Source organism: Prevotella heparinolytica, from assembly GCF_002998535.1.
In the GTDB taxonomy this organism is placed as follows: domain Bacteria; phylum Bacteroidota; class Bacteroidia; order Bacteroidales; family Bacteroidaceae; genus Bacteroides; species Bacteroides heparinolyticus.
This window is the reverse complement of record NZ_CP027234.1, coordinates 557,682-581,535: the sequence shown is the minus strand read 5'-3', so window position 1 is coordinate 581,535 and position 23,854 is coordinate 557,682. Positions and strand designations below refer to the sequence as shown.

Annotated in this window: 21 protein-coding genes and 1 tRNA gene; 8 read left to right on the top strand and 14 right to left on the bottom strand. The window is 42.0% G+C overall.

What is annotated here, in order from left to right; translation table 11 throughout:
* Positions 1-37: 37 nt before the first annotated feature.
* The 6 genes from C3V43_RS02350 to C3V43_RS02325 form a co-directional block, all read right to left on the bottom strand.
* Positions 38-1,486, bottom strand: coding sequence for a hypothetical protein (locus C3V43_RS02350; RefSeq protein ID WP_106068435.1), 1,449 nt, complete (start codon positions 1,484-1,486; stop codon positions 38-40).
* A gap of 31 nt (positions 1,487-1,517) precedes the next feature.
* The gene (locus tag C3V43_RS02345) at positions 1,518-3,050 is read right to left on the bottom strand and encodes a RagB/SusD family nutrient uptake outer membrane protein (protein WP_106068434.1); all 1,533 of its coding nucleotides are present in this window, start codon (positions 3,048-3,050) and stop codon (positions 1,518-1,520) included.
* Positions 3,051-3,071: 21 nt separating this feature from the next.
* Positions 3,072-6,254: a SusC/RagA family TonB-linked outer membrane protein gene (locus C3V43_RS02340; RefSeq protein ID WP_106070421.1), complete on the bottom strand. Its 3,183-nt coding sequence runs from the start codon at positions 6,252-6,254 to the stop codon at positions 3,072-3,074.
* Between the two features lie 615 nt (positions 6,255-6,869).
* Positions 6,870-7,127: a transposase gene (locus C3V43_RS15085; RefSeq protein WP_394336158.1), complete on the bottom strand. Its 258-nt coding sequence runs from the start codon at positions 7,125-7,127 to the stop codon at positions 6,870-6,872.
* Between the two features lie 94 nt (positions 7,128-7,221).
* Positions 7,222-7,614: a transposase gene (locus C3V43_RS15080; protein ID WP_394336146.1), complete on the bottom strand. Its 393-nt coding sequence runs from the start codon at positions 7,612-7,614 to the stop codon at positions 7,222-7,224.
* 377 nt (positions 7,615-7,991) lie between these two features.
* A tRNA-Ser gene (locus tag C3V43_RS02325) sits at positions 7,992-8,076 on the bottom strand.
* A 110-nt stretch (positions 8,077-8,186) separates the two neighbouring features.
* Between C3V43_RS02325 and C3V43_RS02320 the strand changes: the two genes are divergently transcribed.
* Positions 8,187-10,721 (top strand): endonuclease MutS2, encoded by a 2,535-nt coding sequence (locus C3V43_RS02320; RefSeq protein WP_106070420.1) that lies wholly within the window; start codon positions 8,187-8,189, stop codon positions 10,719-10,721.
* A gap of 28 nt (positions 10,722-10,749) precedes the next feature.
* Positions 10,750-11,961, top strand: coding sequence for an L-serine ammonia-lyase (locus C3V43_RS02315; RefSeq protein ID WP_106070419.1), 1,212 nt, complete (start codon positions 10,750-10,752; stop codon positions 11,959-11,961).
* 158 nt (positions 11,962-12,119) lie between these two features.
* Here the strand turns inward: C3V43_RS02315 and C3V43_RS02310 are convergent, their stop codons facing one another.
* From C3V43_RS02310 to pth, 3 genes are read right to left on the bottom strand one after another with little or no spacing between them, the layout of a single operon-like run.
* Entirely contained in the window at positions 12,120-13,106 is a 987-nt protein-coding gene (locus C3V43_RS02310) for a Gfo/Idh/MocA family protein (protein WP_106068431.1), read from the bottom strand.
* Between the two features lie 26 nt (positions 13,107-13,132).
* Positions 13,133-13,549 carry an RNA-binding S4 domain-containing protein gene (locus C3V43_RS02305; protein WP_106068430.1) on the bottom strand — a complete coding sequence of 139 codons (417 nt, stop codon included), beginning with the start codon at positions 13,547-13,549 and terminating at the stop codon, positions 13,133-13,135.
* Positions 13,546-14,109 carry an aminoacyl-tRNA hydrolase gene (gene pth / locus C3V43_RS02300; RefSeq protein WP_106068429.1) on the bottom strand — a complete coding sequence of 188 codons (564 nt, stop codon included), beginning with the start codon at positions 14,107-14,109 and terminating at the stop codon, positions 13,546-13,548. Before pth ends, C3V43_RS02305 begins: the two co-directional genes overlap by 4 nt.
* A gap of 40 nt (positions 14,110-14,149) precedes the next feature.
* Here pth and C3V43_RS02295 point away from each other — a divergent pair, with 40 nt between their 5' ends.
* Complete coding sequence (locus C3V43_RS02295) at positions 14,150-15,046, top strand: IS5 family transposase (RefSeq protein WP_106068428.1); 897 nt, start codon at positions 14,150-14,152, stop codon at positions 15,044-15,046.
* Positions 15,047-15,162: 116 nt separating this feature from the next.
* On the opposite strand, the gene C3V43_RS02290 is transcribed toward C3V43_RS02295, so the two are convergent.
* Complete coding sequence (locus tag C3V43_RS02290; RefSeq protein WP_106068427.1) at positions 15,163-15,753, bottom strand: 50S ribosomal protein L25/general stress protein Ctc; 591 nt, start codon at positions 15,751-15,753, stop codon at positions 15,163-15,165.
* Positions 15,754-15,897: 144 nt separating this feature from the next.
* Positions 15,898-16,299 carry a PUR family DNA/RNA-binding protein gene (locus C3V43_RS02285; protein WP_106068426.1) on the bottom strand — a complete coding sequence of 134 codons (402 nt, stop codon included), beginning with the start codon at positions 16,297-16,299 and terminating at the stop codon, positions 15,898-15,900.
* Positions 16,300-16,540: 241 nt separating this feature from the next.
* Here C3V43_RS02285 and nusB point away from each other — a divergent pair, with 241 nt between their 5' ends.
* The 5 genes from nusB (at position 16,541) to C3V43_RS02260 (ending at position 19,987) form a co-directional block, all read left to right on the top strand.
* Complete coding sequence (nusB, locus tag C3V43_RS02280) at positions 16,541-17,467, top strand: transcription antitermination factor NusB (protein WP_106068425.1); 927 nt, start codon at positions 16,541-16,543, stop codon at positions 17,465-17,467.
* Between the two features lie 39 nt (positions 17,468-17,506).
* Positions 17,507-17,839: a preprotein translocase subunit YajC gene (gene yajC, locus C3V43_RS02275; RefSeq protein WP_106068424.1), complete on the top strand. Its 333-nt coding sequence runs from the start codon at positions 17,507-17,509 to the stop codon at positions 17,837-17,839.
* A 16-nt stretch (positions 17,840-17,855) separates the two neighbouring features.
* Positions 17,856-18,872 (top strand): CdaR family protein, encoded by a 1,017-nt coding sequence (locus C3V43_RS02270; protein WP_106068423.1) that lies wholly within the window; start codon positions 17,856-17,858, stop codon positions 18,870-18,872.
* Positions 18,862-19,449, top strand: coding sequence for a dephospho-CoA kinase (gene coaE / locus C3V43_RS02265; protein ID WP_106068422.1), 588 nt, complete (start codon positions 18,862-18,864; stop codon positions 19,447-19,449). Before C3V43_RS02270 ends, coaE begins: the two co-directional genes overlap by 11 nt.
* Before the next feature lie 127 nt (positions 19,450-19,576).
* On the top strand, positions 19,577-19,987 hold the full coding sequence (locus C3V43_RS02260) for a DUF5606 family protein (protein WP_106068421.1): 411 nt from the start codon (positions 19,577-19,579) through the stop codon (positions 19,985-19,987).
* 77 nt (positions 19,988-20,064) lie between these two features.
* Here C3V43_RS02260 and C3V43_RS02255 read toward each other — a convergent pair whose 3' ends face one another.
* Genes C3V43_RS02255 through C3V43_RS02245 form a run of 3 tightly spaced genes read right to left on the bottom strand, consistent with a single transcriptional unit; the run spans position 20,065 to position 23,660 of the window.
* Positions 20,065-20,916 carry a histidinol-phosphatase gene (locus C3V43_RS02255; protein WP_106068420.1) on the bottom strand — a complete coding sequence of 284 codons (852 nt, stop codon included), beginning with the start codon at positions 20,914-20,916 and terminating at the stop codon, positions 20,065-20,067.
* 22 nt (positions 20,917-20,938) lie between these two features.
* On the bottom strand, positions 20,939-22,828 hold the full coding sequence (locus tag C3V43_RS02250; protein WP_106068419.1) for an ABC-F family ATP-binding cassette domain-containing protein: 1,890 nt from the start codon (positions 22,826-22,828) through the stop codon (positions 20,939-20,941).
* 25 nt (positions 22,829-22,853) lie between these two features.
* Positions 22,854-23,660 (bottom strand): DUF3805 domain-containing protein, encoded by an 807-nt coding sequence (locus C3V43_RS02245; protein WP_106070418.1) that lies wholly within the window; start codon positions 23,658-23,660, stop codon positions 22,854-22,856.
* Between the last annotated feature and the right edge of the window lie 194 nt (positions 23,661-23,854).

Here is a 23,854-nt window from a genome sequence, read left to right as displayed (position 1 = left end):
AGTTACCTCTTGTAGATAACCGCCTCGTTCTTTTTATTTATTCACCAAAAGAAAAATCATCAAAGAAGAAAATACCAGGCGCAGCATGTCCTTCAGCACCAAATTGAATGACTATCTTATCATAATCTGTGCGGTCTTTCACTGCACTGAAGTCAAATTCAAGTTCCACCCACTTGTCTGTAGGAATATCTTTCTTCACAACCTCGGTCTGAGTTTCCCAGGCATTACCACCTGCCTCACTGTTCTGTAGCTTCACGGCCACCTGCTTTTGCAACTGATTAACAGGAATCCAATTCCCGGCTACGTTTGCCACCGTAGTGTAATCGTTGTATGAGGGGATATAAACCTTCATACGCACTTTATTCATAACAGACAAATCGAATTTATAATCAGTAACCGTATACGAGATATTAGAATAGAATTCCGTGCTCTTCTCGTATAAATAAACTTTTCTGGACAAATTTACCGGAACCGGTGCCGGATTCGAATAAATATAATCCAACTGTCCCATTGACTCACGAGTAAAGTTGATGGCCAATTTCTCTTTTTCAAAATCCTCATTTAACTTAACAGCCTTCAAAGGCACCACGGGTTTCACGTTCTTCTCTTTCGGCACAAAACGATACCACCAACCATTTCCACTCTCCACTCCACTGGCTGCTTCCAGATAAAGTTCATTTTCAGTCAGCGATATAATCGTGTAAGTAGACGTACCTGCATAATGCCCGAAGAACGCGCCGTCACTCAAAGTCAAGGTCTTGTTTGCCTCGTCCAATGTATAAGTATAGCTTTCTTTCGGAATATAGGTCACATCAAAATCACCGGCACCCGGTACTGTGGCAGTCCCACCCAGAGCATCCTTACCGGCCGCATTTGTATAAACATGTCCATTGTTCTTCCACACCATCTTTACACCTACTTGTATAAACGTAAATTCGTTGGTATAAAGGCTGGATTCCAATTTCCCGTTAGCCGGACAAGACCACCATTGGGGAGTTCCATTATATCCATCAGTTCCCTTTGCAGGTCCTACGCCGAAATGTCCCGTATGATATTGGTCGAATACCCACGTCTTACCGGCCAGATTGGCAGCACCACCTGTCAAAGCATTATACATAGGAGTATCGAGCAAGGACATGTCATCTTGCGCAATAGAAATAACCTTTGTAATTGTGGTAGAGCCACCGGTTGTATACAGGGTCATGGCTACCGTATAATCTCCTTTGAAAGGATACTCAGCTTTCGCGCTTTCTCCCTTTGCACGGTTTCCATTTCCCAAATCCCAAGTGACAACTCCTTTAATGGATGATTCATTCTTCAATTCTATCACATTCGCTTTCTCTGCTGTGGGATTAGCAGAAAATGCCAGTTGGCTTTCTTGAGGTTTGACACCCAAAGCGTGGTCGTCACTCTCTTGCGGATTGCAAGAAGTCATTGCAAAAACAACGATTAATGCAAACAGACCTAATTTAAATATATTATTCATATTCGATTTTTTTTTAAACGATTATACCTGATTAGTAACCGGGATTCTGTTTCAATTCAAATTCCGTACCTTTTGTCTTTTCCATTTCGCTCAGAGGAATAGGAATCAACTTCTTGTTGTCATCATATGTGCGAACTGAATTGTGCTCCACATCATTCTCCGTCAAAACAGTTACCGCATCTCCCCAACGCACCAGATCATAGAAACGCATTCCTTCGCCCAAGAACTCTTTACGACGCTCGGCCTTGATGTTCACCTCGACCGCAGCAAGCGGTTTGTCTGCACCAAAGGCACGCTTACGAATCAAGTTGAAAGATTCTTGTGCGTCTACTCCTTGTTGCTCGGCCACACCATGCATCTTCACCAGTTCCACATAGTTCAGCAAAGTCTCCGCATAACGGAAAATACGCAAGTTGTTGCAATAATTCAAATCAGTATCTCCGGGAGGAGGGTTATAGCCTATACGAGCCGCATATTTACGCTGAAACAGCCCGGTGTCTTGGAAACGCTTGCCATAGCTTGCTCCTCTCCAGTCGTTGATAGAAGCGTCACGGCGCAAGTCGCCTTCTTCATACATATCATAAGCCGCCTGGCGTACAGGTCCGAAGCCCCAACCTCCTTTGAAGACTCCATTCGGGTCATTCAACTCATTCGGAGAAATAAATGCAGGGAGATTGGTACCATACCCTTGCCAGCCACTTGACCACGTTTTACCTTCAGGCATTTGATTACTTTCAAAAATAGATTCGCTGCAAAACTCATTTTCATCGAGCCATATTGCATCAAAGCTATCCATCAAACTGAACTTGCCGCTCTTGATGATAGTGGCCATATCATTGGCAACCTCAGCATACCTGGCTTCTTCTTTCTGATACATGATGACGCGTGCCTTCAGCATCAAAGCAGCAGCACGGCAAGCACGTCCCCGATCTGCTCCCGAATTATTACTCATAGCCATAGCACCTTCTTCACAAGCCACTTCCAAATCGGCCATGATTTTGGCATATACTTCATCAGCAGAGAGTTGCTTTGTCATATAGGGGTCTTGCAAAGGTGTGTCAAAATAAGGAATGTTTCCGAAGAATTTCCACAACAGATGCACATAATACGCACGCAAGAAGTGGGCTTCAGCATTATACTGTTTTAGTTTATCAGCTTTCACCCCTTCCGCATTGGCGCAAGAGATGATCGCGTTGTTACAACGAGCCAGCCCTGTGAAATAAATACTCCACAAGCCACCCAAACTCTCGGAAGCACTCATTCTGAACTGAGATAAGGAGTACAAAGCAGCCTGGTCACCAGCGTCACCTCCTCCTTTATACAAGTCGTCCGAACGAAGGTCAGACATAAACAATATGCCATTATAGTTATTATTGGCATAACTGTCGAACAAAAGTATCTGATAGGCCGAACCAAGGTTGGAAAGGATGGTACTCTCAGTGGCAGCAGCTCCGGCCATTTGTTTCTCCGTAGAACTTGCTGTCAAAAAATCATCACCGCAGGAAGTCATCGCCATGCCCGATGTCAGAAGAGCTGCGACAGTCAATATCTTATATTTTTTCATATCGTACTATTTTTAAGAAGTTTAGAAAGTTATATTCGCACCTATAGAGATGGTTCTTGATTGTGGATAAATGCCCTTATCAACACCCAGAGTCGTATAACCGCCGGATGCAAGTTCCGGATCGAATCCATCATAACCGGTTATGGTAATCAGGTTCTCGGCAGAAACATAGACTCTCAATCTTTGAACAGAGAATTTCTTTGTCAACGAAGCAGGTAAGGTATATCCCAATTGAGCTGTCTTCAGACGCATATAAGAGCCATCTTTCACATACAGGTCAGAAGAACGCCAGTTCTTGTTAGGATTGGCAGAAGTCATGCGAGGAATAAAATCAGATGAGCCTTCGCCTACCCAACGATCAAGTATCCAAGTGGGACGGTTCATTGCAGGAATATCACCACGTTGCGCAAAGTCGAAAATATCATTGCCAAGAGTGCCTTGGAAGAACAAGTTCAGGTCAAAGCCTTTCCATTCAGCACCAAGAGTAAGACCGAATGTCCAATCAGGCATACCTTTACCGATTTTCGTTCTATCATCATCATTAACTCTACCATCTTTATTGACGTCGACAAACCGAACATCACCCGGCTGAGCGTCCGGCTGCATCTTTTCACCTTTATCATTTACATAAGCATCTACCTCTGCTTGATTTTGGAACAGCCCATTCGTGCGCATACCATAGAAGTAAGGCCAAACCTCGCCATTCTTAGCATGTACATAATCGCCTACACCCGAAGCACCGGCATTCTCATAATTGGTCTCACCGGAGGCATTTCCCAAATTGATCAGCTTATTCTTCAAATAGGAAGCATTGGCCGAAATACGATAGCTGAAATCATTGATAGTGTGTTTCCATCCAGCTTCTAATTCGATACCCCAGTTCTCCATCTTACCCAAGTTGGACATCGGTGCACTCTGACCTACATAGCTCGGGATAGGTTTGTCCATCAACATGCCATTGGTTTTCTTCTTGAAATAGTCGAAACCAAAATTCAAGCGTGCATCAAAGAAACGAGCGTCAAAACCAAAGTCTATCTGCTCGGATTCTTCCCATTTGATATTGGCATTGGCAAGCGCTGCAGGAGAAGAACCATACTGCATAACTCCTCCCTTACTTGCATCTTTTACGCTGTAGCCGCCACCAAAATAATAGTTTTGTCCACCATCCATCAAAGCAGCATAACGGAAATTACCTATGTTTTCGTTACCATTCTTACCCCAGCTGAAACGCACCTTGAAGGAATCGAACCATGACGGCTTTAAATCCCTCAAATAAGGTTCATTCCAAAGGTTCCAACCTACAGATACAGCCGGGAATGTAGCCCATTTATGATTAGGACCGAAGTGCGAAGAACCGTCACGACGCATCGTCAGCTGCAACATATAGCGTTCATCAAAGTTGTAGTCGATACGGCCGAAGTAAGATGCCAAAGCAGCAAAGTTATAACCGCCTGTCCCTCCCCAAGTACGTTCTTCGTCGCGGTCGCCAATAGCAGAATTGATATTTGCCTTAGCGGGATCCGTGTCCAGGAGCTTGTAATCGGAACCACCCAGATTGCGTACAGAATACTTCTGTGCCGATTGTCCCAAAACAACTGTCAGATTATGCTTATCAGCAAAAGTTTTATTGTAGGTCAGCACGTTCTCAACCTGCCACTTGAAACCACGATTCATCTCGCTTTGTACCCAGCTTTTTTCGTTCTTCTTCATTGACCCCATATAATATTCGAAGCCATAGCCATCTGAACCCCAGAAAGCCAAATCCGCGCCATAGCTGCTCTTGAACTTTAATCCGGGAAGAAGATCCAATTCGGCCCAGAAAGAACCCACGAACTTATCTTCATTTCCCTTGGTCACAGTAGGAGAATACAATTGAGCTACCGGATTGGCCAATTCCTGATAACCGGTAGGAGGCATAGAGAAGACATTACCGTCCTTGTCTGTCACAGCCGTAGGATACTGCTTCAAGATGGCTTCTCCTTCTTCTTTAGAAGCATACACCGGCACCAGTGGAGAGAACGAAATAGCGCTACCCAGAATAGAGCCGTATTCTGAGTTGGTCTCAATGCCGGTAGAAGTACCTCTTGAATAACCGATATTCACACCTACTTTCAATTTGTTCAAGAAATTGCGGGAAGTTTCTTCAAATACCGTATAAGTAGAGTTAGAACGCAAACTCCAACGCTCGTAGTTTGACTTACCATGATTACCACCTACGATACCTTCTTGATTGAAATAGCCCAACGAAAGGAAATATTGAATCTTATCACTACCGCCACTGATACTTACTTGATGTTGCTGGATAGGAGCGTCATAATTGAAAGTTTCATCCTGCCAATCGGTCCCTTTTCCGGCTTTCAGGATTTGTTCCTGTGAATAGCGGGGAGCATTGCCATCATTCACATCCATTTCATTCATGATGGTCATATACTCCGTGGCATCCAAAACGGATTTCTTTTTCCACGGATTCTGCCAGCCATAACTGAAATCATAGTTAATGGAAGTCTTACCGGTTTTTCCTCCTTTCGTAGTGACCAATACAACGCCATTGGCAGCACGGGCACCATAAATAGCGGCGGAAGCAGCGTCCTTCAAGATTTCCACTGACTCGATATCAACCGGATTCAAGTAGTTGATTCCTCCATCTACCGGCATCCCGTCAACGATATATAGCGGGTCGGAGTTATTAACCGTACCAATACCGCGGATACGCACTTTAGAGTCCGAACCCGGCTGGCCAGAGCTTTGAGTGATCTGAACGCCTGACACTTTACCTTTCAGCGCATCTTCTACACGCGAAGGCTTTGCAGCATTCAGTTCATCGGCACTGACTCTACTGATAGCAGCTGTCACCACGCTCTTCTTCTGAACGCCATAACCCACTACCACTACTTCGTCCAGCGCTTCTGAATCTTCTTGGAGTACGATATTGAGGCTTTTCTGTCCTTTCACCGCAACATCCTGCGATTTAAATCCTATATAAGAAATAGAAAGAACTGCATTGACGGGAACCGACAATACAAAATCACCGTCCAATCCGGTAATGGTCCCCATGGCAGTGTTTCCTTTCACCACCACATTTACTCCGGCTAATGGTTCATTATCCGAACCACTTACCACCGTACCTTTTACCTGTATATTTTGGGCATACACAGAAGCCAAGGTAAAGCTTAATAGAAATAAAACTGACAACAACTTTTTCATAAGTTTTACTAAATTAAGATTAACGATTCTCATTTGTTTGCAAGCATTTTCCACTTACAAACGATGCAAACATAAAGAAAAGCAAAATAAGTAAACTAAAAAGACTGATTCTTTAATACGTCAAACCAGATTTTAAAATACGCCATAAATACGTCATAACAAATTAAATAAATGATAATCAATAAATATATAATACTTTTATGTAATACGCCATATATAAATCATAAAGTAAACCGTATGATTTTCTTCCCCGCATTTCTATATTAAACAATATTTAAGAATCAGAAGAGTATCTGTTTTCTCTACTTCTCAGAAAAAAGATATTCCTCCCGATGCTATCCAGGAAGAACAAATATACATGCAAAGAAAGAGTTTTTTTCGGGACAAATCTTATCTGTGTAAATTCATACCCCAGCAATTTGATTATTCAAACAAGTCGTGCTGACGCTTTTCAATAAAACTCGTTCCAAAATAGCAACAGCATGACTCAGAAGTTCCACTTCGGTTTCAGTTTGAAGGTGTGTGAAACGTACAATGAGTAAAAAATCATGTATGGGTACGACAAATCGTTCGCCTTTTCGGGAGAGTTTATGCTTTTATGCGTATACTTTTTTGTTATGCAGCTATCGTGCTTAGAAACTTTGTTATCTCCGCTCGATATCTATGGTGAGGCGCAAAACAGACTTTTATTGCACACTTTTGCTCTGTAATCAGTACTGCGCTAAGCATGATTTTCTTGAGAAAAGAGTCCATTGTAAAGGATGCAATTTCAGTTCCCTCAAATGCTTTATACTTCAACTGATATAGCATGACATAAGCTGCAGCATAGAGAAACAATCGGAACGGATTCGCTTTAAATTTCCCACACGACATTCTATCCCCGTGTAAGCATTTCAAATCCTTTATCCACAACTCCATTCACCACAACCTGTATAAATGGTTTCGGGCTTGTTGTTACGATTGGAAGTCACGATAAACGTGCATGCTCTCCCAATGCATTTATCTCATTTTTTGCGATTATACGCTGTGAATGTTGCCAAGTTCCGGCTCGGTATTCGAAAGAATAGTACATTCGCACATCAGAATGATCCTTTTTATATCGATTCCTGCAACGTCTGAGATGCTTGTCGATATGTCCGTAAAGCACCGAGTTTGCGGTTATTCCTGTGACTAATTCAACAAAACAGCATTCGTCCTCAATCCAATCCATAAACTCGTGGCTACAGAAATTGCTGTCACCTCTTAATTCAATGACACACCGAGGCCAAACTTTATGTATTCTCTCTATAATGCGCTTGAGAATATCATGTACACTTAAGGGCTTGTTCCTTTGTCCCGGACGAAGGATTGGGAGTATCATCTTACCGCTTTTGCCTTCGTACACCAACAAAGGCATGTAGCTTGGAAACCTGAGAATAATGAGCTAATTTTGTCCATGAGAAGGAATGTTAGATAATTGAATTTTAGCACTTTGAAATTACTAACAATTCCGATATGGCAAAATTCCTTCTCTTTTTTTTGCTTTTATTTCAAGAGATATGAATTATACAGGATAGATAGAAAATACTGACAGACAATGAATTATTTACCAAATAGGTGTACCTGGTATTGAAGGTAATCAGGTATAAGTACACCGAAAGAATGCTTTGATATGCTTATTTTGCTATGCACCAATAACAAAAAATCCCCGTAAGGTATTAATTTACAGGGACTTTTTTATTTTGCAATTCTTTCCAGCGGAGAGACAGGGATTCGAACCCCGGGTGCCTTGCAGCACAACGGTTTTCAAGACCGCCGCAATCGACCACTCTGCCACCTCTCCAAAATTAAAAAAGAAGCACTTTTCTCTTAAAGCGATGCAAAGGTACAAATCATTTTTTAATCTGCAAATATACACTCTGTTTTTTCATGAATAAATTGTACTTTTGTGCCATGATATATCCGCAGAACTTTGAACAGAAAATAGGTTTCGACCAAATACGCCAAATACTGAAAGAAAAATGTCTCAGTACACTTGGTGAAGAACGGGTGACAGATATGACATTCTCTGACCGCTTTGGCATGGTAGAAGAGCGGCTGGATCAGGTCACTGAATTTGTACGTATCCTTAAAGAAGAAAACAATTTCCCGGCACAATATTTTTTTGATGTACGCCCTTCGTTAAAACGCATACGGGTAGAAGGTTTGTATTTGGATGAACAAGAACTTTTTGACTTGCGCCGCTCATTGGAGACTATACGTGACATTGTACATTTTCTGCAAAAGAGTAAAGATGAGAAAGAAGATACTTCATCCTACCCTTGTTTGCAACGATTGGCCGAAGATATTATGGTATTTCCACAGCTCATCAACAGAATAAATGCCATTCTTTCTCCATACGGCAAAATCAAAGATAATGCTTCTGCGGAATTGGCACGTATCCGTCGTGAATTGGCAAATACTATCGGAAATATCTCACGTTCGCTGAATGGTATTTTACGGAGTGCTCAAACCGAAGGAGTTGTAGATAAAGACGTCACACCTACTATGCGCGACGGTCGTCTGGTTATTCCTGTGGCACCGGCTCTGAAGCGAAAGATACGCGGTATTGTGCACGATGAATCGGCCAGTGGGAAAACTGTATTTATTGAACCTGCCGAAGTAGTAGAAGCTAACAACCGTATTCGGGAACTGGAGGCAGAAGAACGTAAGGAGATTATTCGTATTCTGGCTGATTTCTCCAATCAATTACGCCCCGCTATTCCGGAGGTATTGTTGTCTTACGATTTTTTAGCGGAAATAGACTTTATACGTGCCAAAGCTTTATTTGCCGAACAAATATCCGCATTGAAACCTGTATTGAAGAATAAGAGGTTATTGGATTGGAGGATGGCTGTACATCCGCTCCTTCAGCTATCTTTAGCCAAACATGGCAAGAAAGTAGTACCTCTTGACATCGAACTGAATGAGAAGCAACGTATCTTAGTCATCTCAGGCCCCAATGCCGGTGGTAAGTCGGTTTGCCTGAAGACTGTAGGATTGTTGCAGTATATGTTGCAATGTGGGTTGCTTATCCCGATGCACGAACGCAGTGAAGTGGGAATATTCAGTGATATCTTTATTGATATAGGTGATGAACAGTCCATTGAAGACGACTTGAGTACTTATTCGTCTCATCTTACAAATATGAAAATCATGATAAAGCACTGTAACGAACACAGTCTTATCTTGATTGATGAATTTGGTGGCGGAACGGAACCACAAATTGGTGGTGCCATTGCCGAAGCTGTGTTGAAACGCTTCAATCAGCGACAAACGTTTGGAATTATTACAACGCACTACCAGAACCTGAAGCACTTTGCCGAAGACCACGAAGGTGTGGTGAATGGTGCCATGCTTTACGACCGCCATTTGATGCAAGCCTTATTTCAATTACAGATAGGCAATCCCGGCAGTTCATTTGCCGTAGAAATAGCTCGAAAAATAGGCTTGCCCGAAGATGTGATAGCCGATGCTTCGGAAATTGTGGGTAGCGAATACATCAATGCTGACAAATATTTGCAGGATATCGTTCGCGATAAACGCTATTGGGAAGGTAAGCGCCAAACGATTCGTCAGCGTGAAAAGCACATGGAAGAAACTATCAGTCGTTATCAGGCCGAAATCGAAGAGTTGCAAAAATCCCGTAAAGAAATTCTACGTAAAGCCAAAGAAGAGGTGGGACAGCTGATGCAAGAAGCGAATGCACGCATTGAGAACACTATACGTTCCATCAAAGAGGCGCAAGCAGAAAAGAGTAAAACGCGTCAGGCTCGACAAGAGCTGAATGAATTTCGTGAATCGATAGAGGTACTTGCCAACAAAGAGCAAGAGGAAAAAATAGCGCGGAAAATGGAGAAGTTGAGAGAAAAACAGAAACGGAAAAAGGAGAAAAAAAACGGTCAGGGATCAACCACTTCTCTATCCGCTCAAGCCATAGCTGAACAACAGGCAAGGAAAGAAGCCGAACAGTTATCCTCCATTGTGCCCGGTTGCAATGTTAAAATTAAAGGACAGACTGTAGTGGGTCAGGTAATGGAAGTGAATGGAAAGAATGCAGTTGTTGCATTCGGAGACCTTAAAACCATTGTTAAGCTATACAGATTGGAACGTAGTAACGCGCAGCCCAAACAAGCAGACGTGACGACCAAGACAACCTATATTAGCGGTCAAACGCAGGAAAGTATGTATGAAAAGAAGTTGAACTTTAAACAAGATATTGATGTTCGAGGCATGCGTGGTGATGAAGCGATGCAAGCCGTCACTTATTTTATTGACGATGCTATTCTTGTCGGAATGTCACGTGTACGCATTCTTCATGGAACGGGCACAGGCATTTTGCGTACGCTTATTCGTCAATATTTGGAAACTGTCCCTGGAGTGTCTCGATTTGCCGATGAACATATACAGTTTGGCGGAGCAGGCATTACTGTTGTTGACCTCAATTAAATCAATGAACCAATCTAAAAGATCTATTATGAAATCAATCAAGGAGTTATATCGCATCGGTACCGGTCCTTCCAGTAGTCATACTATGGGACCTCGTAAGGCTGCTGAGATTTTTCTGAGTAAACATCCGGAAGCTGCCTCATTTAAAGTAACATTATATGGTAGTCTTGCTGCTACAGGTAAAGGACACATGACAAATGTTGCCATTACCGAAACATTTCAACCGGCAGCACCGGTTGAAATTATTTGGGAACCCAAAATCTTCCTTCCCTTCCACCCCAATGGTATGAAGTTCGTTTCTTTGGATAATGAAGGGAAAGAAACAGGTCAATGGACTGTCTTCAGTGTTGGTGGCGGTGCTTTGGCAGAGGAGAGTGATGGAGCTTCTTCCATAAATACTCCGGATGTATATGAGATGACTAAAATGACTGAGATTCTGCAGTGGTGCGGACGCACCGGAAAGAACTATTGGGAATATGTCAAGGAGTGCGAAGAAAGTGATATTTGGGATTATCTGCAAGAAGTGTGGAAAACCATGCAGGCAGCTGTGAAACGTGGATTAGAACAAGAAGGGGTCTTACCTGGCCCGTTGAACTTGCGCCGAAAAGCCTCTACCTATTATATACGTGCCAGTGGATACAAACAGTCGCTGCAGTCACGTGGACTGGTTTTCTCTTATGCACTGGCTGTGAGTGAGGAAAATGCATCAGGAGGTGTCATTGTCACTGCACCGACTTGTGGTTCATGTGGTGTAGTTCCGGCCGTACTTTATCATCTGGCAAAAAGCCGTGACTTCAGCGACATACGCATATTGCGCGCTCTTGCCACAGCCGGATTGGTTGGGAATATCGTGAAGACCAATGCTTCTATATCGGGAGCTGAAGCCGGATGCCAGGCGGAAGTGGGTGTGGCATGCTCCATGGCTTCGGCTGCTGCCAATCAATTGTTTGGAGGAAGTCCGTCACAAATAGAGTATGCAGCGGAAATGGGGTTGGAACATCATTTAGGAATGACGTGCGACCCCGTATGCGGTCTGGTACAGATTCCGTGTATCGAACGTAATGCCTACGCTGCTGCACGTGCCTTGGATGCTAACCTTTACTCTTCTTTCACCGATGGCATGCATCGTGTGTCGTTCGATAAAGTAGTGGCTGTTATGAAAGAAACCGGTAATGATCTGCCCTCACCATACAAGGAGACTAGCGAAGGAGGTTTGGCAAAGGATTATAATCCAATGTGAGAAAAGAAACATCTACTAAAATATCTTTCAAAAAAAGAGCTCATGAAATGAGGTTTGCCTCAAAATTCATGAGCTATTTTATATATCAAGAAATTCCTCCTCTTGCTTCTATCGGCTTTATTTTGGAAGATACAAGCTTATTTCAAGCTTTAATAATTCTACAACTTGCCCAATATTTTGTCCATCACCCAATTGGTAAGTGTAGCACTTTCTCCATCACTATTGCAGACTGATTTTCCAAGCAGATGATCTACTACAGCCTGAATAAGTGGCTGCTGAACATAGGTGGGATTATCTATCATAATCTCTTCACATCCCCTTTCCGTATGTAGTGCAATAGGATCATAGGTGAACATGGAGAAACAAATCCTCCCTTTATTACCAATAACCTCCACACGGTCTTCACGGGCAGAGTCATGAGCCACAAAACACCAGGAACCGCTACCAACTAATCCATTATCAAATTGAAAGCATGCACTAATGGTATCTTCAGCAAGATACAAACCGCCACGATTACTTTTATAACCACTGGCTTCAAGTATACAGCCGAACATTTCTTGCAATAAATCTATCTGGTGGGGAGCAAGGTCGTAAAAATAACCTCCTCCGGCAATATCGGGTTGTACGCGCCAAGGCAGATTCTCTTTATTATAGTCCAAATCACGAGGAGGCTGAGCAAAACGGATTTGTATATTAATAATGTTACCAATAACTCCTTCATCCATCAATGATTTTACTTTTTGAAAGTAAGGAAGATAGCGGCGATAATAGGCAACAAAACATGGTACTCCCATCTCTTTAGAAATGCGATTGATGCGACAGCATTCCTCATAAGTAACAGCCATCGGTTTCTCTATATATACAGGCTTCCCCGCCTTCATGGACATGATGGCATATGTGGCATGCGAAGAAGGAGGAGTAGCAATATATATCGCATTTATCTCTTCGTCGTTGATCAACTCTTGAGCATCATCATACCATTTAGGAATCCCCCTCTCTCTAGCATAAGCCTTAGCTTTTTCTCCATTTCGGCTCATGACGGCTACGACTTCGGAATTCTCTATTTTTTGGAATGCGGGACCGCTTTTATATTTGGTCACTTCTCCGCAACCTATAAATCCCCATTTAATAACTTTATCATTCATAAAAAAATCAACATACCATTACGACTTTATTCTCCAAAGTCAAAATCAAAGTCAAAATCATCGATAAATTCCAGCGTGGTAAACTCCTCCAAATTACGACGGTCTTTCTTAGTAGGTCGTCCGGTTCCTTTAGCTCGATTGACAAAACCACTGACCCGACTCAACTCCAGCAATTCATACTGCTCAGGGGAGGTTACGTTTTCCATAGCTTCGGCAACGAGTTTGGCTCCCACGCGCTTCTCGATAGCCTGCACCACCTTGAAAGAATAAGTGACGGGAGGCTTTCGTACTTGAATAACATCTCCCGGCTTCACCATGCGGGATGCTTTGGCTAAAGCACCATTTATGCTGATACGCCCTTTCTTACAAGCTTCGGCTGCAATGGTGCGTGTCTTGAAAATGCGCACCGCCCACATCCATTTATCAATCCTGGCTTCACTCATTTCTTATTATATTGATTCATGGTGATATTGATACCTGCCAGACAGAAACTTTTAACAATTTCTCCAGCTGTTTTCAACCTTTCGTCCATTACCTTCCAATCTTCATCTGAGAAATTTCCCAATACATAATCCACTTGTCCACCACGTGGAAAATCATTGCCGATACCAAAACGTAGACGAGCATAGTTTTCAGTTCCCAATGTTGTCGCAATATGCTTCAAACCATTATGTCCTGCATCGCTTCCTTTTCCTTTCAGACGCAATGTTCCAAAAGGCAAAGCAAGGTCATCTACTACTATTAATACATTTTCCAAAGGTATGTTTTCCTTTTGCATCCAGTAGCGCACGGCATTACCGCTGAGATTCATATAGGTAGAAGGTTTCAGCAATAGCAGTTGTCGTCCTTTAACTGACATAGAAGCCGTGAAACCATAACGTCCATCAATGAAATTAACGTTCGAGGATTTGGCTAAAGCATCTACTACCATGAATCCTATGTTGTGCCTAGTCTCGCAATACTCGGGACCGATATTACCTAATCCTGCAATTAAATATTTCATTTATTGGTTATTTATGAAGTGATTTAAACTAATTGATCAAATGATAAACAGCGTACTAATAGCTAAAATTGTTATATTATGGGTGAGCAAACTCATTCATAACAACATCCCCATGTACGCTTTGTTGGACAAAGATACAATAAAAAGTGAAATATTGCCTCATTTATGTGTGGGCAAACGTGGTTTCGTAACTCAAAGTAGTCTTGTTGAAATCGTAAATGCCATTCTTTATAAACTGAAAACAGGGTGTCAGTGGAAATATTTACCTGTAGATTCCCTGTTCAGTGACAAGGTTCTGACCTATGGTGGGGTATTCCATCATTATAACAAATGGAGTAAAAAAGGTGAATGGAAGTCTCTTTGGCTTCATCTTTTGAATAAGCACCGTACAAAGTTTGATATGTCAAGTGTAGACCTTGACGGAAGTCATACGGTAGCTATGCGTGGTGGAGAGGAGGTTGGTGATCAGGGTAGAAAAAAGCGCAAGACAACCAACGCTCTTTATATTACAGACCGGCAAGGCATACCGGTTATCATGTCTTCGCCTAAAAGCGGCGAACATCATGATACTCATGACATAAAAAACGTAATCCGCTCCATGATGCATGATCTTGGGATTGCAAAAGTCAGAACAGATGGTCTTTTCTTGAATGCGGATGCCGGATTTGACTGTAAAGCTCTTCGAAGTGTACTTGGCTGTCATGGAGTAGTCGCCAATATCTGCATCAATAAAAGAAACGGGACTCCCAATAATACCGTTGTGGACGAACTGTTGTATGCTGAACGTTATGCCATTGAGAGGACCAATGCATGGATGGACAGTTACAGGACTATTTTAAATCGATTTGAAACAACGGTTAGGAATTGCGAATCATGGAACTATATTGCATTTATGGTAATTCTGCTAAGGAAATATTTGAGAAAAAGAAAAGTTTAAATCACTTCAATGTAAAAAAAGGAACGTAGATTATCACAGTTATCCGCGGATTGTCAATGAATCTGCGTTATTACTGCGTTAATCCGCGTTCCCAATAATATTCTTCAGAAGAGGAATTAATTGCCTGCGGCAGCAGCGGCACCCCTTGCTGCACGAGTCAGCTTAACGGCACATACCACAGCTTCTTTTGCAGTCAGCAATTCCAAACCTTCGTATTTCAATTCGCCAACTTTAACTGTCTTACCCAATCCCAAATGAGAAACATTGATAATCAATTTTTCGGGAATTGCGTTATAGAGAGCTTTAACTTTCAGCTTACGCATCTGAAGTACCAATTTACCACCGGCCTTAACACCTTCTGCCAAGCCTTCCATCTGTACCGGAACCTCCATAACGATAGGTTTAGTCTCATCAATCTGATAGAAGTCAACATGCAGTATAGTATCCTTTACCGGATGGAATTGAATATCTTTCATAATGGCATTTACTTTCTTGCCATCAATAATTAAATCTACTACGTAGATATGAGGAGTATATACCAAATTACGCAGACCTTCTGCCGGTACTGTGAAGTGAACATTTTCACCGCCACCATAAAGTACGCAAGGTACACCGTTGTTTTTACGAATAGCTTTCAAAGCTCTAGCTTGGTCAGAAGAGCGTTCTGCAATAGTTCTTGCAGTTCCTTTTACTTCAATTGATCTCATTTTTTAATTTTTTTGTGTTACTCTAAATTAAGTAGTTCTTTATTTTGCTTAATTCACCATTACACGATGTGTCTTAGCACACAATGCCGCAAAAAAGCGGTGCAAAAATACAGTTTTTTTTGCGAATTATCAAAAAGTTATGGTCTAAAAATCAATATCTATTTTTATTTCCTCCTCCAAAGAAGAAGTTGTTTCCGAAGCGATGTCCGTTTTAGAACCATACTCTTCAGGACTCTCATCAGTCTCAGGCCTTGTATAACAACCTTGTTGCTCTTGAATGAAATCAATGGATTGTTGAAGTCCGTTCAAGAACTTCTCAAAGTCTTCTTTATATAAAAAGATTTTGTGTTTTTCAAAGCTTACTTGTGAATCATCCCCTTCTCCCATTACTACTTTCTTGCTCTCTGTAATGGCAAGAAACATTTCGTCTTTTCTGTTCTTCTTAACGTCTAAATAATAGATACGTTTACCTGCCTTAATGGATTGAGAGAATACAATCTCCTTTTCGTTCACGTCCGATGCGTTTTTCTTCTTAATGTCTTCCATATTTAAAAGTCTCTATTTGGATGTGTTCCTTTAATCATCGGTCTTATGAATAATGAGTAACAAGACCGTTCGGAATTTTATCTAATGTTTTTATCGGCTTCAAAATTGACGTTTTTTTTTTAATCATCAAAAGAAAAATATAGGATTATCAACTTCTGCATTAAAAAATGTGATTTGTTTGTGTAAACTCATTTAAAATTTCTACTTTTGCACTTCAATTAAAAGAATTTACTATATAATTATGATCAACAGAGTTCTTATTCGTCTTAAGATTATACAAATTGTATATGCTTATTATCAGAACGGCAGTAAAAATTTAGACTCAGCGGAGAAAGAGTTGTTTTTTAGTCTTTCAAAGGCATACGACTTATATAATTACCTGCTGATGCTGATGATAGCTCTGACGAACTACGCACAAAAACGTATTGATGCAGCTAAAGCCAAATTAGCCCCTACAACCGAAGAGTTACATCCTAACATGAAATTTGTAGAAAACAAGTTCATCGCACAATTGGAAGTAAACAAACAATTAACGGACTTTATCACTAATCAAAAACGCACTTGGAGCAACGATGAAGATTTCATCAAAGGATTGCACGAAAAAATTCTAGAATCTAATATCTATAAAGAGTACATGGCTTCTTCTGATGATTCTTATGAAAATGATCGGGAGTTGTGGAGAAAGCTTTATAAAGCATTTATCTTTAATAATAACGATTTAGATGTGCTCCTCGAAGATCAAAGCCTTTATTGGAATGATGACAAGGAAATTGTAGATACTTTCGTTTTGAAAACCATCAAGCGTTTTGATGAGAAAAACGGAGCCAATCAGGCGTTGCTTCCCGAATTCAAAGATGATGAAGATCAAGAATTTGCGCGGCGTTTGTTTCGTCGCGCTATCTTGAACTGCGATTACTATCGTCATTTAATTAGTGAAAACACGCGTAATTGGGATTTGGATCGCGTGGCTTTTATGGATGTCGTCATCATGCAATGTGCATTAGCTGAAATTCTAAGTTTTCCCAATATTCCGATAAGTGTTTCATTAAATGAATATGTAGACATAGCAAAAGTATATAGTACGGCCAAGAGCGGTAGTTTTGTTAATGGAACATTAGATGGAATAGTTAATCAATTAAAAAAAGAAGGTAAGTTGACAAAAAACTAATACCTTTGTTTTAGTAATAAAAATCAAAATTGAGTATTTATGAATATTATGACTGTATTCTTTCTGCAAGCTCCTGCTCCAGCTCCGGGTGGCGGAAGTTTAATGTGGATTATGCTGATAGCCATGTTCGTTATCATGTATTTCTTTATGATTCGTCCTCAAAACAAGAAACAAAAGGAGATAGTTAATTTCCGTAGATCGCTTCAAGTGAACCAAAAGGTAATCACCGCCGGCGGTATTCATGGAGTTATCAAAGAAATCAACGATAATGATGTGACGCTTGAAATAGCTTCTAACGTAAAGGTTCGTATAGACAAGAATTCTATTTTTGCCGCAGCTGCCGATGCAAACAGCAATCAGGCTTCTAAATAAATAGGAATGTAAACCTATGTTCGAACGCAGAAATATAGGACATATATATCTGAAGACAACGAGACAAATGAAGAATTTTCTGCTTAGTGATAGAAGCAGAGAGTTCTTCATTTTTTTATTTTTCTTTTTTGTAGCAGGTGGATTTTGGTTATTACAAACCTTGAACAATGATTATGAAACTACTTTCTCTATTCCAGTACGCTTGAAAGGAGTTCCCAATAATGTTGTAATAACCTCTGAACCGGTTTCCGAACTTCACATCAAGGTAAAGGACAAGGGAACAGTGCTTCTCAATTATATGTTAGGAAAGAGTTTTTATCCTATCACTCTTGATTATGCCGATTATAAAGGGGTAGACAATCAAGTAAGAATATCGGTCACGCAGTTTGAAAAGAAAGTGCTGAACCAACTGAGCGCATCTACCCGCCTGCTTTCACTGAAACCGGATACTTTGGAATATATTTATTCGATGGGAGCATCTAAACTGGTGCCGGTAAGATTGCATGGTACGGTAAGTGCCGGACGCGAATACTATCTCTCGGATACCATATTCTATCCCGATTCTGTATTGGTATATGCCCCTGAAGCCGTATTAGATACAATTACCACTGCATATACACAGCACCTAAAACTGGAAGATATATCAGATACCCTAAAAAGTCTGGTATCTTTGAGCGTTCAGAAAGGAGTGAAGTTTGTCCCGGCTTCTGTTGAAATGAAGCTTCCGGTTGATATTTATACGGAAAAAACAGTGGAGGTACCGCTACGTGGCGTCAATTTTCCGGCGGATAAAGTACTACGCACCTTTCCCTCGAAAGTACAAGTTACTTTTCATATTGGCTTGAGTCGTTTCAGACAAATTACAGCCGAAGATTTTCATATTTATATCTCATACGAAGAGCTATTACATTTAGGTTCTGATAAGTATACGGTGAGAATAAAGAATCTGCCAAAAGGTGTTAGCCAGATACGTTGTAATCCGGCACAAGTAGATTTTCTTATAGAGCAAGTTTCTTCCGCATATGGCAATTAAAATAGGTATCACCGGCGGCATTGGTAGTGGAAAGAGCATTGTCTCCCATTTACTACAAGTAATGGGTATTCCGGTATATATATCAGATGCGGAAGCAAAGCGGCTTATATGTTCTGATCCTTTCATTCGCAAGGGGTTACAAGCTTTGCTTGGCAAGGATATCTACAGTGGAAATACACTGAACAAACAGTTGCTTGCATCCTATTTATTTGCCAGTCCGGAGCATGCCCAAATTATCAATGGCATCATCCATCCCCGCGTAAAAGAAAATTTCAGACAGTGGGTACATCATCAGATCAACACCTGGGTAGTAGGCATTGAATCGGCCATTTTAGTCGAAGCGGGCTTTACCGATGAAGTAGACGTGGTAGTAATGATTTATGCTCCCGAAGAATTGCGTATTTCGCGTGCGATCCGACGAGATACTTCTTCGCGCGAATTAATAGAGAAACGCATTCAAAGTCAGATGAATGATGAGAAAAAACGTGAATATGCCGACTTTGTGATTATAAATGATGATAAGACCCCTTTAATTCCGCAGATTTTGAATTTAATGAAGTCGTTGCGCGGAACATAGACTGCATTTCCGGAAAATAGCTATTATCCTTAGTCATAAAAATAAGCAAGCTTATTTTGTATTCTCTTCGGCTTACACTATCTTTGCTCCCCGAAAAACGCTACTAATAATAAAAATTGAACATATTATGTTGAAGACTATTTTGTCTATATCCGGTAAACCCGGATTGTATAAGCTCATTTCTCAAGGGAAAAATATGTTGATCGTAGAATCACTTATTGATAAGAAACGTTTTCCTGCTTACGGCAACGAGAAGATAATTTCTTTAGGTGATATCGCCATGTATACAGATGCAGAAGATATTCCTTTGAAAGAAGTGCTACTTTCCATGAAGAAAAAAGAAAATGGTGCTGCTGTGGCAATGGATTTGAAAAAAGCCTCTGCTGATGAGTTGCGTAGCTATTTGGCCGAAGTATTGCCAGATTTTGATCGCGACCGGGTATATCTTTCGGATATCAAAAAATTGATTTCCTGGTATAATCTGTTGGTAGCAAGCGGAATGACAGATTTTGAAGAAACTGCCGAAGAAGTAGAATAATAATTTCTTCTACAATTCTTTGGATATTTCTATCATAGACTTTTTCCAAATTCTTTTTATGCCTGTTCCGTTCGTAATTAAAGCATGATGGGTGTTTCCCTCCATTCGCCCGCATGCAATTCCATCACAGCTTTATAACCGGCCCGCTTTAAAGATGCCAAGGCTTCGGCCCGACCGTAGTTTATCCGCTCCGGATAATGCGAATCGCTGTTCACCTGCACGCGTATTCCCAAATCATGCAGGAAGGAGAAATAACGTTCGTCGGGATAGAAAGTTCCTGAATCGCAGTAAGCCTTGGTATTGATTTCAACCTGATATCCACGATGGGCAATCTCCGTAAAATATCCCCGGACAAGTTCGTCATACCAAGCCTCATCCGGCAACCCCGGTCGATAGCAGGCGGCATTGCAGTGTATCTTGTCGGCATGCCCTACAATATCGAAACCGCCCGATTCCAACATTCGCATCGAGCGTTTGTAATAGAGCCGCACCACACGCTCCAAGTCGCCACCGAAGCGCTCATCGACAATCTGCTTGAAAGCAGCGGCAGGCACATCCACATCGACCACCTCTCCTTTGTCATCATACAGCAGATGCACGGAGCCGATACGATAGTCCAATGGCAATTCTCTGAAACGGACAATGGACGGATTACTCGCTTCATTCAGATAATCTATCTCCAGACCGACATAAAGCTCTATACGCCCGTCGTACTTGGTCTTCAAACGATGGTATTCGGACAGATAGTCGTCCATACAATCCCACTCCATGGTCCAAAACGTGTGAAAAGGCAGTGGGGCATGCGACGAAAAGCCATAAGAGGTGAATCCCTCGCTTATGGCAAAACGTACAAAATCTTCCATTCCGGCACGTCCGTCACAGAATAGGCTATGGCTATGATAATTCGTCAGGTTCTTTCTGTTCTTCATCGTTTTTTTCGTTTCCTGCTCCTCAATCCGTTTCTATTTCGCTTAATTCAAGCCAACGCAGGGTCTTTTCATCAATCAGGCCGGACAATACGGGCAGCCTTTTCGACTTCTCCGTCAGCTCCTCCACCGACAGAGCGCCACTGCACAAGGCTTCTTCAATGGCTGTTTTTTCTGTTTCCAAATCGGCAATCTCTCGTTCCAGTTGCTCGAACTCACGCCTTTCCTTAAAAGACATGCGCCGCTTCTCATTCAAACGTATTTTCGCTGTTTTCTCTCCCTGCACCTTGACCGCTTCTTTTCCTTTCTCCTTTTCCGAATGAGCCTTTGCCTCCTTCCAGTCGCGATACTGCGTATAGTTGCCGGGGAAGTCGCGGATATCGCCCTGTCCGTTGAACACCAGCAGATGGTCTACCACCTTATCCATAAAGTAGCGGTCGTGGCTCACCACGATGACGCATCCCTTGAAACTCCGCAGATACTCCTCCAACACGTTCAGCGTCATGATGTCGAAGTCGTTGGTAGGCTCGTCCAACACAAGGAAATTAGGATTACGCATCAACACCGTGCACAGATAAAGCCGGCGACGTTCACCTCCACTCAATTTATATACATAGTTGTGTTGCGTTTCGGGAGTAAAGAGGAAATGCTGCAAAAACTGCGAAGCCGTCAGCTTCTTGCCGTTGTCCAGTTCTATCACCTCGGCAATATTTCTCACTACGTCAATCACCTTCATCTGCTCGTCAAACTGTAAGCCTTCTTGCGAGTAGTAACCAAAGCGAACCGTCTCGCCGATATCCAGCGTACCACTGTCAGCCTGCGTCAACCCCATCAGTATTTTGATGAATGATGACTTTCCCGTACCGTTATTCCCAACGATACCCATTTTCTCGTAACGCGAAAATATATAGGAAAAATCATCCAGAATCTTCAAGTCACCGAAAGTCTTGAACAGATGTTCTGCCTCGAATATTTTACTTCCGATATAAGAGGCTTTGACATCCAGCTTGACGTTATCATTGCCGAAACGCTGCTTGGCCACCTTCTCCAACTCGTAAAAAGCCTCTTCTCGATAACGGGCTTTATGTCCGCGTGCCTGAGGCATCCGGCGCATCCACTCCAATTCGGTACGATATAGGTTATTGGCACGTTCTATCTCCACCGTTTTAGCCTCAATACGTTCTTCACGCTTCTCCAGATAATAACTGTAACTACCTTTATATTGATATATCTGCCGGTTGTCTATCTCCATTATTTCAGAACAGACACGGTCAAGGAAATAACGGTCGTGCGTCACCATCAGCAGTGTGAGGCTAGTGCGGCGGAGATATTCTTCCAGCCACTCCGTCATGTCAAGGTCAAGATGATTGGTAGGCTCATCCAATATCAGCAAATCGGGTTCGGTGATAAGGGCATTGGCAAGCGCCACACGCTTCAACTGTCCGCCTGATAATTGTTTCACCTGCCGGTTGAAATCACGAATCTTAAGTTGAGAGAGAATCTGCTTGGCTTTTTGTTCATATTCCCATGCTTTTTCGTGATCCATGCGCACCAAAATCTCATCCAGTCCGGGATGCCCTTCCGTCTCCATACAGCGCTCATACTCTTTGATCAGTTCAACAGTAGAGTTGCCATGATGAAAACATACTTCGAGCACAGTCAGTTCTTCAGGATATTTCGGATCCTGTTCCAAATAACCCACACGTATATCCCGACGGAAAGAGATGACACCGGAATCATATCCCTCTTTACCATAAAGAATGTTGAGCAACGTAGTCTTGCCGCTACCGTTTTTGGCTATCAGCCCCACACGCTGCCCCTCGGACAAACCAAAAAATATATTCTCGAATAATACCAAATCGCCGAACGACTTGGTCAGGTTCTCCACTTGAAGAATTGAATTTACCGCAGCCAATTTTCAATTGATATTTGATAGTTTCTTAAAACAAAGCATCGTAAGTCTCCACCAGTTCGACTTTTGCCCCCGCTTTCACTTTACTCCAGACCAATTTCATGGGGTCTATCCATCCGCCGGTGGTGGTATTCAGCAATACGGGCGCTTCCCGGTTTCCATCTATCAGGGTGTGCCATTCCATACCGTCCACTTCATTGGCCAGAATAACACATAGCACAATTCCAAAGGCCAACCACGCATCTTTCTTTTTCGGGCCGATGTCCCCCTTGTCTATTACCTGCTGCATCTTGGCGATGTCTTCCTCCATTCCTTGAAAATCTTTCTTCAGCAGCTCCTTCACGGTGGCATCCACCCATTCGTATGCTTCATTAATTTGATATATCTCCGAAAGGCGCACCGGAATAATTTCTGCCGGGTATTTCGCTCCTTCTTTACGCACTTCCAGCGACGCGATAATCTTCTCGGCCTCTGCCGTAGCATCTCCTTTCTTCACCGTAAAAGAACATTCAAGAACCATATTCCCTTCCCCCGTTATCCAAAGATGGGAGGTGTAATAGTTCCCCTCTTCCTCGAACATTTCCTTACTGTAAGCACACTCCCGGCTTCCTAATCTGACAAGAGTAGCCGACTGATTCTCTTTCAGTTCTTGCCGGACAGCATCTTTGCCGTACGTCGCATCTCCTTTATAAGCCGAAATACGGAAATTCCCCGTCCATTCCGACGGATTATAGAAAAGGAAAGAACCTTCCCCATCTTCAAACTCATTCCAGTCCGCCGGATATTCCATGGAGAACCACGCTCCCGGAGAAATAAATTTCTTGCTTTGTTCCATATATATCATGCTAATCTTCGCATTTACAAATTCCTCACACCAATAAATCAAATCCGTTTTTATTATTTCCCGCAAAAGTAACATTACCTCGGTTGATATGCAAACAAACAAAACAAAAACAGTCGATTCTCACGAACCGACTGTTACAATCATCATCTATGCATGAAGACCTTTAAAGGCTTCAATATCTTTAC

Coding starts and splice junctions, on each gene's coding strand:
- C3V43_RS02345 (WP_106068434.1), bottom strand. CDS start 3,050: ATGAAAAAATATAAGATATTGACTGTCGCAGCTCTTCTGACATCGGGC.
- C3V43_RS02320 (WP_106070420.1), top strand. CDS start 8,187: ATGATATATCCGCAGAACTTTGAACAGAAAATAGGTTTCGACCAAATA.
- yajC (WP_106068424.1), top strand. CDS start 17,507: ATGAATATTATGACTGTATTCTTTCTGCAAGCTCCTGCTCCAGCTCCG.
- C3V43_RS02295 (WP_106068428.1), top strand. CDS start 14,150: ATGATAAACAGCGTACTAATAGCTAAAATTGTTATATTATGGGTGAGC.
- C3V43_RS15080 (WP_394336146.1), bottom strand. CDS start 7,614: ATGATACTCCCAATCCTTCGTCCGGGACAAAGGAACAAGCCCTTAAGT.
- pth (WP_106068429.1), bottom strand. CDS start 14,109: ATGAAATATTTAATTGCAGGATTAGGTAATATCGGTCCCGAGTATTGC.
- coaE (WP_106068422.1), top strand. CDS start 18,862: ATGGCAATTAAAATAGGTATCACCGGCGGCATTGGTAGTGGAAAGAGC.
- C3V43_RS02260 (WP_106068421.1), top strand. CDS start 19,577: ATGTTGAAGACTATTTTGTCTATATCCGGTAAACCCGGATTGTATAAG.
- C3V43_RS02290 (WP_106068427.1), bottom strand. CDS start 15,753: ATGAGATCAATTGAAGTAAAAGGAACTGCAAGAACTATTGCAGAACGC.
- C3V43_RS02340 (WP_106070421.1), bottom strand. CDS start 6,254: ATGAAAAAGTTGTTGTCAGTTTTATTTCTATTAAGCTTTACCTTGGCT.
- C3V43_RS02255 (WP_106068420.1), bottom strand. CDS start 20,916: ATGAAGAACAGAAAGAACCTGACGAATTATCATAGCCATAGCCTATTC.
- C3V43_RS02310 (WP_106068431.1), bottom strand. CDS start 13,106: ATGAATGATAAAGTTATTAAATGGGGATTTATAGGTTGCGGAGAAGTG.
- C3V43_RS02305 (WP_106068430.1), bottom strand. CDS start 13,549: ATGAGTGAAGCCAGGATTGATAAATGGATGTGGGCGGTGCGCATTTTC.
- C3V43_RS02285 (WP_106068426.1), bottom strand. CDS start 16,299: ATGGAAGACATTAAGAAGAAAAACGCATCGGACGTGAACGAAAAGGAG.
- C3V43_RS02270 (WP_106068423.1), top strand. CDS start 17,856: ATGTTCGAACGCAGAAATATAGGACATATATATCTGAAGACAACGAGA.
- C3V43_RS02245 (WP_106070418.1), bottom strand. CDS start 23,660: ATGGAACAAAGCAAGAAATTTATTTCTCCGGGAGCGTGGTTCTCCATG.
- C3V43_RS02315 (WP_106070419.1), top strand. CDS start 10,750: ATGAAATCAATCAAGGAGTTATATCGCATCGGTACCGGTCCTTCCAGT.
- C3V43_RS15085 (WP_394336158.1), bottom strand. CDS start 7,127: ATGTCGTGTGGGAAATTTAAAGCGAATCCGTTCCGATTGTTTCTCTAT.
- nusB (WP_106068425.1), top strand. CDS start 16,541: ATGATCAACAGAGTTCTTATTCGTCTTAAGATTATACAAATTGTATAT.
- C3V43_RS02350 (WP_106068435.1), bottom strand. CDS start 1,486: ATGAATAATATATTTAAATTAGGTCTGTTTGCATTAATCGTTGTTTTT.